This window comes from Streptococcus mitis (assembly GCF_005844455.1).
Taxonomy (GTDB): domain Bacteria; phylum Bacillota; class Bacilli; order Lactobacillales; family Streptococcaceae; genus Streptococcus; species Streptococcus mitis_BF.
On the sequence record NZ_SPGF01000018.1, the window covers coordinates 21,957 to 35,209 of the forward strand.

Here is a 13,253-nt window from a genome sequence, read left to right on the forward strand (position 1 = left end):
ACAAGGCGATGCTACCCTAGTTTGAAGAGATTTTCGAAGAGTATTAATTTTTGTCTTTTACTTATTATACCATATTCACATAAAAAAACGAACATTCTTATCCTAAAAAATGCTCATTTTTCTTAAATTATTAATCTAAATCTGGTTTATAGAAGGAACGATTGTCCATAGCGAAGATTTTATTGGTCATCTCTCCCTTATCCACCAGAGCCAGAGCCGTCGACATCATCATCATGCTAGCATCCAGATTGTCAATCATATGGATAATCTCTGCCTCCATGATACGTGGACGAACCGGACTTCCATACTCTAGTAAGCCGTGGTGACTGAGGATAACGTGGCGGAGCAGAACGACTTCTTCCTTGGTGTCATCGATGCCAAGTTCCATAACGGTCTTGGTAATTTCACTATCAATTAGAGCAATATGTCCAAGGAGATTGCCTCGCACTGTATACTCCGTCTGGTCTGGTCCCGTCAACTCAATGACTTTGGCCAAGTCATGCAGCATAATCCCCGCATAGAGCAAGCTCTTATTGAGCTGAGGATAGACCTCACTAATGGCATCCGCCAAACGCACCATGGTCGCCGTATGATAGGCCAAGCCTGTTTCAAAGGCATGGTGGTTGGTCTTGGCTGCTGGATAAGAGTAGAATTCCTTATCATACTTGGCGTAGAGCTTTCGAACAATTCGTTGCCAAACAGGATTTTCAATCTTGAAAATCATTTGCGCCATATAGTCACGGATTTCTTTGACATCAACTGGCGACTTGACCTTGAAATCAGCTGGATCATTTGGTTCACCGGGTTGAGGCAAGCGCAAGGTAATTTGATTGACCTGTGGAGTGTTGTTATAAACTTCTCGGCGCCCTTTCATGTGAACAACCTTACCTGCAGTAAAGGCCTCAACATTATGAGGTTGGGCATCCCAGAGTTTCCCCTCAATCTCGCCACTATCATCTTGGAAGGTAAAGGCTAGGTAGTTTTTCCCAGCGCGAGTTTGCCTCAGGTCAGCTGACTTGATTAGGTAAAAGCCTTCAAACAGCTCATCTTTTTTCATGTGACTAATCTTCATATTCTTCCTCATCTTCTTGGAAATGGAGTAGATCAAGCGCAGGCTCACCTTCTGATAACTCAATGTGACGGAGCGTTCGCTCGATAGCTGTAGTGCGACGGTTTAATAATTCATCAATATTGCCAGAGGCATGTTGGAGATGTTTTTGTGCCTTGACCAGAATGCCACCAAACTTGCCAAACTCGGTCTTGACGCTAGCAAGGGTCTTACTGATATGATCGGCACTCTTTTGGATATTGAGGGTTTTGAAGCCAACTGATAGGGAATTGAGAAGGGCTGACAGGGTACTTGGACCTGCGACAATAATCTGCTCCTCCCGTCTCAAATCATCAAAGAAGACCGGATTGCGGACGATTTCTGAATAGAGACCTTCTGTCGGAACAAACAAAACTCCAAAATTGGTCGTCCGAGGTGGGGCTATGTACTTGTTCCTGATATCCTTAGCAAAGCGCTTGACGCTGGCTAGGAGTGACTTGCGACAACGTTCGATTTCGTCCTTATCGCCTGCTTCATAGGCTTCTTCTAAGCGATAATAATCCGCCAGTGGAAACTTGGAGTCAATCGGTAGGTAGACATATTTCTGGTCACCTTGTCCAGGTAGCTTAATGGCGTACTCCACTCGTTCACTGGAGTTTTCAACCGTTGCATATTCTCGTTCATACTGGGCAGGGGTCATGATGTCTTCGATGATTTGGCCCAGTTGCAATTCTCCCAGAATTCCTCGCGTCTTGGTTCCAGAGAGAACCTTGTTGAGAGCTCCGACATCGCGAGCCACCGTCTGCATTTCTCCCAGACCACGATTGACCGACTCCAGTTGTTTAGAAACTGTCTCAAAGGAAGCTTGTAAACGCGTCTGCAAGGTCTTTTCTAGTTTTTCCTCGACTGTTTGGCGCATTTGTTCCAAACGTTGCTCATTTGATTCCTGCAAGGCTTGGAGACGTTGGTCAGTCTTGTCTCTGGTTTGGAGGAGACTATCTGTCATTTCTTGACGGACTTGCGTCAAACCTTGGTGCAATTCCATTCGCACTTCTTGCAGACGATCGCTGACAGCCACTTCCAAATCTTTTTGATCCAACTGGCTGGCTTGTCTGGCTTGTTCAAAGCGATAATCCAACTGGTCTGACAAGTGATCTGCCTGATCCTCCAAGCTCTTACTTAGATGTTTTTCCTGTTTATCCTGCCTTTGCCAAATTAGAAAGAGGCCAGCTAGGTTGGCAATTAATAATAGAACAAGTAAACTTTCCATCCTACCTCCTATCCTTGCTATGCAGCACGACCACGTAACCATCTGGGCAAGTCACCAACACTTCCCTATCTATATATTCGTTAGAAGCGTACACTTTTTTAAAGAAAAAATTTTCCTCTGTCAACTCATACTTGGCACCAAGAATGGTCAGCTGGCTATCCCGAACCGGCATAAAAGCTAGATAGTCATAGTCTGAACGGGGCTCTAGCTGACTGGTCCCTTCGGGACAATAGGCAATCACATTTTGCCCATCCTCAATCGCTATCTGGCGCATATAAGGTGCCAACTTGGGATTGCTTGGCAGAAAGACATTGGCCAGCATATGGTCAATACGACCACCAAGAGCCCCAAAAATAGTGACCTGAGCCTGAGGATTTTGCTCAAAGATGGTCAAGAGAGCCAATTCCAGATCTGTATCATCTTTTTCTGGCTGAGCTTGAACAAAATGTTGGGCACGTTTTTGAATCAACTGACGTTCGTCTGCAGTCACCGAATCAAAATCCCCAACTGCTAGAGCCAGAGGCAGATCTTCTTCCAAGACCCAGAGCGAGCCGCGATCCACACCGACAAAGCAATCAAAATTTGTCCGATAATGACCGCGATCTCCGCCTGCAAAAACGGCAACCCTAGTCCAGTTGTTTTCTGAGAGTTTGCACTCGTTCATTGACATCTCCCTTAAAAACATAGGATCCTGCTACAAAAACGGTCGCACCAGCTTCTTTAGCTTGAGAAATGGTCTGATCATCAATACCACCATCGACTTCAATTTCAAAGTGCAAACCTTTTTCCTGACGAAGGGCAACCAACTCACGGACCTTATCCATGGTTTCAGGCAGAAAAGCTTGACCACCAAAGCCAGGATTAACCGTCATGACCAAGACTTGATCAACTAGATGAAGGACGTGCTTAATCGCCTCGACAGGCGTACCAGGATTGATAACAACCGAAGGTTTGACACCGAGCGAGCGAATTTTTTGGAGAGCTCCATGAATATGAGGCGTTGCTTCCACATGGATGCTGATGATGTCTGCCCCTGCACGCGCAAAGTCTTCTAAATGATGCTCAGGATTTGACACCATCAAGTGGCAATCGAAAACCATCTTACTATGTGGTCGAAGAGCTTCGACCACACCTGCACCAAAACTGATTTGTGGTACAAAGTGACCGTCCATAATATCGATATGGGCATACTCTGCCCCCGTTGCTTCTAGGCGTTGGATTTCACGTTCAAAGTTGGCATAATCTGCTGCCAGAATTGACGGAGCAATCTTGTATTGAGACATAGGCTTCTCCTTATTTTGGAATTTTTTTGCTGACTTTTTTATAGATTTCTCTGCGATTTTCAATTTCGCTGAGGAATTGTAGGTAGTTATCAAAACGGAAGCTGGCAATAGTACCCTCTTCTACAGCTGGCTTAACCGCACAAGACGGCTCATGGGTATGGGTACAAGTACGGAACTTGCAGTCTCGACTGACACTGGCAATCTCTGGAAAGGCCTGATTGAGGTCTTCAGCCGTTGACACTTCATAATCCAGTGATGAAAAGCCTGGTGTATCTGCGATTTTACCCCCATTGAGGTTGTAAAAACTAACGGCTCGAGTAGTATGACGACCGCGACCTAGACTATCTGAGATTTCTCCTGTTTCAAGATTGAGGTCTGGTGCGATTTTATTAAGAAGGGTTGATTTCCCAACACCTGTCTGGCCCATAAAGACTGTAACCTTACCTGTCAACAAGGGCAAAAGTTCTTCCTTACTGGTCACAAAATCGTAACCAATAGCACCATAAGTCTGCTGGTAAAAATCCAATTCTGACCGTTCTTCCAGCAAGTCCATTTTGGAAATATAAACGATGGGATGAATGCCCTTGTGCTCCAAAAGAACTAAGAAACGATCCAGCAAATTGCTGTTAAAATCCGGTTCCTTGACTGACATGATTACTACAGCTTGATCAATATTAACAATAGGCGGACGGACTAGACTGTTTTTACGTTCGTGAATTTTGAGGATATAGCCTTCTGAATTTTCCTCGGCAGAGAAATCTACCCAGTCCCCAACGTAAGGGGTATGACCTTTTTTACGGAAATTTCCACGCGCTCGTGTTTGATAAGCCTTGCTATCACTCTCTACATAGTAGAAGCCTGCCAAGGCTTTAATAATTTGTCCCTGCATCTTAGAGTCCTTGCCCTTTAAGCGCGTCTGCTAAACTGGCAAATTCTGCCAAGCTGAGGGCTTCCCCACGCACACTTGGTGACAAGCCCGCTTGATCCAATGCCTTGGTCAATTTCTCCTTGACTTCTTCGGTCTTGCCAAAGTAACCTGTCAAATTGTTCCACAAGGTCTTGCGGCGATGGGTAAAACTAGCCTTGGAAACCTTAAAGAAGAAATTCTCGTCTTCCACTTCTACGGCTGGCTCTGGACGACGCACCATTTTTAAAATGGCTGAGTCCACATTTGGCGCTGGCACAAAGACCGTACGAGGCACGATAAAGGCAACCTTGGCAGTCATGTAATACTGAACCGCAATCGACAAGCTACCATAAGCCTTGGTGTTAGGTTGGGCTGAGATACGATCCGCCACTTCTTTCTGCATCATGACCACAAACTCACTAAAAGGAATGCCACTTTCGATCAAGTGCATGAGAATAGGTGTCGTAATGTAGTAAGGCAAGTTGGCTACCACCTTAATGGGCAGGTCAGGATTTTTAAAATTCTGAATATGCTGCGCCAAATCAACTTTGAGAATGTCCTCGTTAACCACTGTTACATTGTCAAAATCACGAAGAGTATCTGCCAAAATCGGTACCAAACGGTGGTCGATCTCAAAGGCCATGACTTGAGCTGCACGCTCAGCCAGGAACTCCGTTAAGGCACCAATACCTGGTCCGATTTCGATAACATTAACCTGGTCATCAATTTCAGCCGTATCCACTATTTTTTGAAGGATATTGGTATCCGTCAAGAAATTTTGCCCGAAGGACTTTTTAAAGGTAAAACCGTGACGCTCCAGCACTGCCTTGGTCACGCTATAATCTGCAATTCTCATCTATTCTCTTTTCTATTATCTGTTACTACTATTGTAACACATTCCTCTTACATTTGGGGGCTGCTTAGCTGTTCTCATAAGATTTCATAGCTTCTTCCACTTCTGCCAAGGTAACTCCAAACAATTCTAAGCGTTTGAGGAGTTGCTTGCCGTTGGAATAGCCAATACGAAGAGCCTCTCCTAGATATTCTCGTCGCTTACGGCTATCTGCTCCCGCTAGAAAACCAAGGCGAATCAAGTCGCTACGACTGATGTCAAATTGACTCTCATGTTCAAATTGTTCAGTCACCTGAGCTAGAGCCGTTTTCAGGTCTTCATAGCTGGCATGTTCAATCCCCAGAGAACGCCCCTTGGTCTTGGACTTGGGAACAGCTTCATCTCGTTTGAGGAAGGCATGCTGAACTGTTGGAATGGCCGTCATAATCATGCGACGAATCCGCTCCCCATTAAAATCTGGGTCTGTAAAGACGATGACTCCATGACGTTGGTGCAGGCGCTGAATCCGCTCTATATCCTGGTCATTGATGGCAGAACCTCGAGTCTCATAGGTCTCTACCTCGAAATAACGTTTGAGATTGGCCGTATCGTCGCGACCTTCAACCACGATGACTTGGAAAATTTTTTCTTTCATTACTTGTTGTCCAATCCAAAAATGCGCTCTGCATTTGCAGTTGTTGCTGCTGCTAACTCCTCGGTCGTCATGCCACGCAAATCTGCGATAAAATCTACTACATAGCGAGTATAGGCTGTTTTGTTTTCGCGGCCCCTTTTAGGAACAGGAGCCAAGTAGGGCGCATCCGTCTCCACCAAAATCTTGTCCAAAGGAAGTTCTCTAGCCACCTCTTGGATATCAGTTGCCTTCTTGAAAGTCACCACTCCTGAGAAGGAAATGGTCATACCAAGCTCCACAAACTTCTCTGCCCATTCAAGAGTTCCCGAAAATGAATGCATGATGCCACCTCGAGGACCAACGCCCTCACTTTTGATAATCTCATAGGTATCTTCCAGCGCATCACGGGTATGGACAACAAAAGGCAAATCCAAGTCCTTAGATAACTGAATCTGACGTCGAAAAACCTGCTCCTGCACCTCTTTGGACGCTGTCATCCAATGATAATCCAAACCAATCTCACCTAAAGCAACAACCTTGGGATGCTTGAGCTTGTCAAGCAAGTAGGCTTCAATCTCCTCCGTGTAAGTCCCAGCTTCTGTAGGATGCCAACCAATAGTCGCATAGAGTTGGTCATACTCATCTACCAACTCCAAGGCACGCTCAATCGTTGGTTTATCAAAACCAACAATATTCATCTGTGTCACACCCATCTCAGCAGCCAAGGCAATTTCTTCTGCCTCACGACCTGCAAATTCTTCTACATTCAAGTGTGTATGTGTATCAAAAATCATCTCTTCTAACCTCGTTTTCTATCTACTATTATAGCAAAAAACTGACCTCTCTCCTCATCTGAAAAAAAATATTCTAAAACCCATCATCATCTCTTGACGCTCTTTTTCCAAAGCAGTATAATAACACTTATTGAATTTTTTCAACAAAGGAAACAACTATGTTTACAAAATTAAAACAGACCTTTATCGGTCGCCCTCTTAAGTCCTTAACAGAAGGCGAGGGAGGGTTGCTGGGAAAAATGCAGGCCTTAGCCATGTTATCAAGCGATGCTCTATCTTCCATTGCCTATGGACCTGAGCAAGTAGTCCTCGTCTTGGCTAGTCTCTCTCCTCTTGCTATATGGTGGAGCCTTCCCATCGGCCTCTTTGTCCTCCTGCTTCTGGCTAGTCTGACCGTTTCCTACCGTCAAATCATCCATGCCTACCCTCAAGGGGGAGGGGCCTATATGGTTACTCGAGAAAATCTATCTCCCCAACTTGGCTTAATCGCTGGAGGCAGTCTGCTGGTTGACTACATGTTGACCGTAGCGGTATCTGTTGCATCTGGAGCTGATGCTATCACAGCAGCTCTCCCTGCTCTCCACCCTTACAACCTCCACATCTCCATTTTTCTAGTTTGCTTGCTCATGCTCTTGAATTTACGGGGCTTAAAAGAATCTGCCAGCTCACTGATGATTCCTGTCTATCTCTTTATCATCAGTACTGTCTTTCTCTTGCTCTACGGAATTTTTCAACTAATGACAGGATCTCTCAGCTATCAGGCAACTTCTCCTATTGGGCATGCTGTTCCGAGCCTGTCTATCGTTCTCATTCTAAGAGCCTTTACCAGCGGATCTGCCTCTCTGACAGGGGTTGAAGCTATTTCAAATGCCGTTCCCTTTTTCAAGGCTCCGAAAGAAAAGAATGCTGCTCAGACCTTGACGATCATGTCACTGATTCTAGGATTTCTTTTTGCTGGCATTACCTTCCTAAACTACTGGATGGGGATTATGCCTCAACACGGAGAAACTATTCTTTCACAGATGGCTCAAGGCATCCTTGGTACTTCCTTCTTAGGCCATCTTGGCTATTATATCTTCCAATTCTCCACAGCCTTGATTTTGGCCGTAGCTGCAAATACTGGCTTTTCAGCCTTCCCTATGTTGGCTTACAATATGGCTAAAAACAAATACATGCCCCATCTATTTATGGAAAAAGGAGACCGCCTAGGCTACTCCAATGGAATCTTAACTCTAGCTTTTGGGGCTATGATTCTTCTTCTCATTTTTAACGGCAATACCGAACGCTTGATTCCTCTTTATACTATCGGGGTCTTCGTTCCTTTCGCCCTATCTCAGACTGGGATGATTCGTCATTGGAAAAAAGAAAAGGGGGCAAATTTCTTAAAACCTGCCCTTGCCAATATCCTTGGAGCCATCATTTGCTACGCTATCGTGCTCATCCTGCTCTTTTTCCGTCTCAGTGATATCTGGCCTTTCTTCCCGATCATTCTCGTACTCACCCTACTCTTTTTGGCAATTCACAGTCATTACCAAAAAGTAGCCCAACAACTGCGACTCTATGAAGGAATCGAAAAACGTACCTACGATGGCAATCTTGTCCTCGTTCTAGTAGGAAATATCACACGCGTCAGCGTTGGAGCCATTAACTACGCCCAAAGTATCGGTGACGAAGTCTTAGCCATGCATATATCCACCAAGGAAACAGCAGAAAAAGACCAGGAAATTCTCCAAGAATTTGCCGATTACTTCCCAACCATTACTCTGAAAAACATCAAGACCAGCTATCGTGACATCATCACGCCTGCTATCAAGTATGTCAAACGAATCTCTGAGGATGCCCAGAAAAAGAACTATACAGTCACTGTCCTTGTACCCCAGTTTATCCCTAATAAACCTTGGCAGAATATCCTACACAATCAAATGAGTCTCAAACTCAAATATGCCCTCCGTTGGCACCAAGACGTCGTTGTCGCTAGCTACTCTTACCACTTAAAAGAATAAAGAAAAGGCCCTACCAGAACCAAGAAGCTCTGGTAGGGCCTTTTTCTGAATCCATCCACTATGCTTATACTCAATGAAAATCAAAGAGCAAACTAGGAAGCTAGCCGCAGGCTGCTCAAAACAGTGTTTTGAGGTTGTGGATAGAACTGACGAAGTCAGTAACCATACCTACGGTAAGGCAACGCTGACATGGTTTGAATTTGATTTTCGAAGAGTATTAACTGAAAAGCATGACTAGGAATACTATTGAATGTGGTTAGCTAAAGCTTCCTGAGCTTTTTTATTTGACTCAGCTTTTTCTTTTAGCCATTTTTCATAGAGTTCTTGGTACTGTTTAGCAGTGACTGGCTCTTTTTGCAATTCAACATATTTGTAGTTGTCCGCATTTCCTTTATGACCAACAAATGAGAATGGGCCTGTAAACGGTACAGTCTTACGGAAGATTGGATTAGCTCTACCACTTTTAACTAGTAGGAAGAGGGCACTATCTGTCAACCAAGCTTGGGCTTCAGTATATTTTTCATAGCGAGCTTGAGTATCTGTGATTTCCGCATCAGCCTGATCCAAGAGTTTCTTGTAGTCATCAAGACCAATCTTGTCCTTGACTTCCTTGTCTTTTCCTTCAGACAAGCCCATGTTTTTCAACTGAGAACCTGTCTCTGGATCAAGAATAGCTAGGTAAGTCTTAGAATCTGAGTAATCTCCACCCCATCCTGAGATGTCGATATCGTAGTCCTTTTGTTCTGCTGTATCTGCAAAGTAGGTTGCCTGGTCTTTTTCATCTGGAGAAAGTTGGATAACATCAATGACTACATTCTCCTTACCAAGAGTTTCTTCCACTGTTTGTTTGAAAGAGCCGACCTGTTGCACATCTAATTTAGCAGTCTGGTCAACTGGCATATCCAAATGAATTGGGAAAGTTACTCCCTGCGCTTGCAGACTTTCTTTGGCCTTCGCAAACTTCTCTTTGGCCTTTTCAGGATTCAAGAAGGCTTGCTTACCATCGTTTAGATTGATATTCGCCCAATCTTTACCGTAGTTGACAATTTTTTCATTGACAATATCACCAAAGTTCTTATCGCCAACTTAAACAAAGTTACTTGGTGTAACTGTGTTACGCAAGATACGGTCTGCTCCATTTTCACCATTTGTCTGCGCCGCATAGGCCTGACGGTCAAAGGCAAAGTTGATAGCCTGACGGAAATCCTTATTTTGCATAGCTGCGCGTGAGTCTGTCTTTTCCTTATCAGACTGTTTCATAGTCTGCTTGTAGCTTTGACGATTAAGGTTGAAAAGATAATAGAAAGTGACTGAGTTTTGCGGTGTATAGGTAATCTTGTCCTCATTTCCCTTCTTGAGTTCAGCAAAGACTGAACTTGTTGGGAAGATACGGCCATCTGTATAATTACCATCCAAGAAACCTCTAGCAATGCTGTCTTGGTCAGAACCGTCAAAGAAAGAGAGTTCCACTTTCTCAATTTTGACATTGTCCTTATCCCAGTAATTAGGTTTTTTGTCAAATTCAATCAAAGATTTTGATGGGAAAGATTTAAACAAGTAAGGACCATTTGACAAGATACTTGATGGTGTCACACTTCCAAAGTCATCTTCCTTAGACTTCAAGAAGGCTTCATTTACAGGATTAAGGATACTTGCTGTTGTTTTAGAGTTCCAATAAGTTTCAGGTTGGTTGAGGGTGTATTGTAGTGTGTAATCATCCACTGCCTTAACACCAACAGTTCCAACATCAGATGATTTCCCTTCAACATAGTCTGCTAGCCCCTTGATAGAGTCTTGTACCAAGTACAAGTTTTCAGCCTTTTTATCAGCCGCATACTTGAGACCAGTCACAAAGTCATGAGCCGTTACATCTGCATACTCTTCTCCTTCAGAAGTGTACCATTTAGCTCCCTGACGGATTTTATAAGTGTAGGTCAAGCCATCTTTTGATACTGTCCATGACTCAGCCATAGAGGGGATGAGATTGCCATACTGGTCATTTTCCAACAACCCATCAATCAAGTTGGTTGTGATACTAGATGTAGAATCTCGTGTAGAGGTAATATAATCCAAGGTATCTGTATTATTGACAAAGATATAAGAGTAAGTCTTGTCTGCATTACTTGATTGGGAAGGTCCACATGCCGCTAGAGCTAGGCCTGCTGTCAAAGCTACAGCTCCAAAAAGCATAACTTTTGATTTCTTCATGATTATTCTCCATTTTTTACAGCATGTGAAATATTATACACTATTCAAGCAAAAATATAAAGTATGGTGGATTGAAACTAGAGTAGTACACTACAGCTGCTAAAATATTTCTAGGAATTAATTTAACTTTCCTAATTAATTTGTTCACATCTTATTTCAATCTACTATATTTTGAGCTTTTTTACAAAAATAAAAATCAGTAGACTCGAGTTCCTACTGATTTTTGATATAGTTCGTTTGGATTATGCAGCCAAAACTTTGCGTCCTTTACGACGACGAGCTGCCAATACGCGACGACCGTTTTTAGTTGACATACGGTTACGGAATCCGTGTTTGCGCGCACGACGAAGTTTACTTGGTTGATAAGTACGTTTCACGATGAATACCTCCTCATAGATTTTGTATTCGTTTAGCCGGCTATAAAGTGATCAGTTACTAAACATACTTTACTATTCTATCTGATTCTTTTACTTTTGTCAATAGCTCTAGGCAAATGTTTCCAGCTTTTTAACGCTTTTTCTGATGTAAGCCCTATCTGCGATATTGTTTCAAGAAACGAGTCATCTTGTCTTGGATTTGGGCTAGTTCATCGACTCGAGGAAGGTAAACGATACGGAAGTGGTCTGGTTCCTGCCAGTTAAAACCTCGACCATGAACCAAGAGAACCTTTTCCTGCTTCAAGAAATCAAGGACAAACTGTTCATCATCATCGATACGGTACATATTGCGGTCGATTTTAGGGAAGATATAGAGTCCAGCCTTAGGTTTAACCGCAGACAAACCTGGAATATCTTGAATAGCATTGTAGATGAAGTTTCTTTGCTCATAAATTCGTCCACCAGGAAGGAGCAATTCATCGACTGATTGGTGACCGCCCAAGGAAGTTTGTACGACTTGTTGGGCCAAAACGTTAGAGCAAAGACGCATATTGGACAGCATATTGAGACCTTCGATATAGCCTTTAACATGTGTCTTAGGTCCAGACAAGACCATCCAACCCACACGGAAACCAGCGATACGGTGGGATTTTGACAAACCGTTCATGCTAACACAGAAAACATCTGGCGCCAGGCTCGCCACAGGCGTATGCACATGACCATCCATTACCATGCGGTCGTAAATTTCATCCGCAAAGATAATCAAATCATTTTGACGGGCAATCTCAATAATCTCCAGCAAGAGTTCCTTAGGATAAAGGGCTCCAGTTGGATTATTTGGATTGATAAGGACGATTGCCTTGGTATTGGAAGTGATTTTTGACTTGATATCGTCAATATCTGGGTACCATTCTGCAGCTTCATCACAGATATAGTGAACGGCATTCCCCCCAGCTAGGCTGACAGCTGCCGTCCAGAGAGGATAGTCTGGCATTGGCACTAAGACTTCATCCCCGTTATCCAAAAGCCCCTGCATGGACATGACAATCAGTTCACTAACACCATTTCCAAGGTAGATATCATCAATATCTACGTTTGGAAATTTTTTCAATTGGCAATACTGCATGATAGCCTTACGGGCTGAGAAAATCCCCTTGGAATCAGAATATCCTTCACTATCACGCGCATTCATAATCAAGTCATGAATGACCTCGTCTGGCGCTGTAAAGCCAAATTCTGCTGGATTTCCTGTATTCAGACGTAAAATCTTTTCTCCGTTTGCTCGCATTCGCATGGCTTCTTCCAAAACAGGGCCACGGATATCATAAGCAACATGCTCTAACTTACTAGACTTGTTATATTCTTTCATCTTGTTTCCTCAATTCATCGAGATAGTAATATTATACCACTAGAAAGAGAATGCGACAAGTTTGCTGAAATGTCTTACTAGATTCGTATAGAAGAAAAACCTCACTAAAAGCGAGGTCAAGACAGTGGAGATAGCAGGTATTTTGCCAAAAAACATCACATACCAAAAGATAAACCTAGAAAAAGCAAGCCTAATACTCATCAAAAATATATTCTGGACAAATCCATTTTCTGTGAACAATCTTCCTCAGGCATTCTATTTCCAAATTTTGAATCACTGTTTCTAACTTCAAAATGACTTCTTCTAAAGATTTGAAGGCCTTGTTTTTGAATCCACGCTTTCGTATCTCTGCCCAAACTTGCTCAATGGGATTCATTTCTGGAGTGTAGGGAGGAATAAATGTACACGTGATATTTTCTGGCAACTCCAAAGCCTGAGACTTGTGCCAGGTGCATTATCCATGACCAAAATCAGATAATCATCCGAATAATAGGCGGATAATTGCTGTAAAAATTCGTTCATCCAAGC

Annotated in this window: 11 protein-coding genes and 2 pseudogenes; 1 reads left to right on the forward strand and 12 read right to left on the reverse strand. The window is 43.4% G+C overall.

The window, feature by feature from the left end; all coding sequences use genetic code 11:
- Positions 1-130: 130 nt before the first annotated feature.
- The 8 genes from FGQ53_RS05025 to FGQ53_RS05060 form a co-directional block, all read right to left on the reverse strand.
- Positions 131-1,072 carry a 3'-5' exoribonuclease YhaM family protein gene (locus FGQ53_RS05025; RefSeq protein WP_138336282.1) on the reverse strand — a complete coding sequence of 314 codons (942 nt, stop codon included), beginning with the start codon at positions 1,070-1,072 and terminating at the stop codon, positions 131-133.
- Positions 1,062-2,318: a DNA recombination protein RmuC gene (gene rmuC / locus FGQ53_RS05030; protein ID WP_171019080.1), complete on the reverse strand. Its 1,257-nt coding sequence runs from the start codon at positions 2,316-2,318 to the stop codon at positions 1,062-1,064. Before rmuC ends, FGQ53_RS05025 begins: the two co-directional genes overlap by 11 nt.
- Before the next feature lies 1 nt (position 2,319).
- Complete coding sequence (locus tag FGQ53_RS05035; protein WP_138336289.1) at positions 2,320-2,982, reverse strand: thiamine diphosphokinase; 663 nt, start codon at positions 2,980-2,982, stop codon at positions 2,320-2,322.
- Complete coding sequence (gene rpe / locus FGQ53_RS05040; protein ID WP_138336292.1) at positions 2,945-3,601, reverse strand: ribulose-phosphate 3-epimerase; 657 nt, start codon at positions 3,599-3,601, stop codon at positions 2,945-2,947. Before rpe ends, FGQ53_RS05035 begins: the two co-directional genes overlap by 38 nt.
- 10 nt (positions 3,602-3,611) lie before the next feature.
- Positions 3,612-4,490 (reverse strand): ribosome small subunit-dependent GTPase A, encoded by an 879-nt coding sequence (gene rsgA, locus FGQ53_RS05045; protein ID WP_138336295.1) that lies wholly within the window; start codon positions 4,488-4,490, stop codon positions 3,612-3,614.
- Position 4,491: 1 nt separating this feature from the next.
- A complete protein-coding gene (gene rsmA / locus FGQ53_RS05050) occupies positions 4,492-5,364 on the reverse strand; it encodes a 16S rRNA (adenine(1518)-N(6)/adenine(1519)-N(6))-dimethyltransferase RsmA (protein WP_138336298.1) in 873 nt (290 codons plus the stop codon).
- Positions 5,365-5,428: 64 nt separating this feature from the next.
- On the reverse strand, positions 5,429-5,995 hold the full coding sequence (gene rnmV / locus FGQ53_RS05055; RefSeq protein ID WP_138336302.1) for a ribonuclease M5: 567 nt from the start codon (positions 5,993-5,995) through the stop codon (positions 5,429-5,431).
- A complete protein-coding gene (locus tag FGQ53_RS05060) occupies positions 5,995-6,768 on the reverse strand; it encodes a TatD family hydrolase (protein ID WP_138336304.1) in 774 nt (257 codons plus the stop codon). Before FGQ53_RS05060 ends, rnmV begins: the two co-directional genes overlap by 1 nt.
- A gap of 158 nt (positions 6,769-6,926) precedes the next feature.
- Between FGQ53_RS05060 and FGQ53_RS05065 the strand changes: the two genes are divergently transcribed.
- Complete coding sequence (locus FGQ53_RS05065; protein ID WP_138336307.1) at positions 6,927-8,771, forward strand: APC family permease; 1,845 nt, start codon at positions 6,927-6,929, stop codon at positions 8,769-8,771.
- Positions 8,772-9,014: 243 nt separating this feature from the next.
- On the opposite strand, the pseudogene FGQ53_RS05070 reads toward FGQ53_RS05065, so the two are convergent.
- The 4 genes and pseudogenes from FGQ53_RS05070 to FGQ53_RS05085 form a co-directional block, all read right to left on the reverse strand.
- Positions 9,015-10,979 (reverse strand): annotated as a pseudogene (locus FGQ53_RS05070) (peptide ABC transporter substrate-binding protein).
- Positions 10,980-11,221: 242 nt separating this feature from the next.
- Entirely contained in the window at positions 11,222-11,356 is a 135-nt protein-coding gene (rpmH, locus tag FGQ53_RS05075) for a 50S ribosomal protein L34 (protein ID WP_000831905.1), read from the reverse strand.
- Positions 11,357-11,510: 154 nt separating this feature from the next.
- Positions 11,511-12,725 (reverse strand): pyridoxal phosphate-dependent aminotransferase, encoded by a 1,215-nt coding sequence (locus FGQ53_RS05080; RefSeq protein ID WP_138336310.1) that lies wholly within the window; start codon positions 12,723-12,725, stop codon positions 11,511-11,513.
- A 190-nt stretch (positions 12,726-12,915) separates the two neighbouring features.
- Positions 12,916-13,253 (reverse strand): annotated as a pseudogene (locus FGQ53_RS05085) (transposase); the annotation flags it as partial.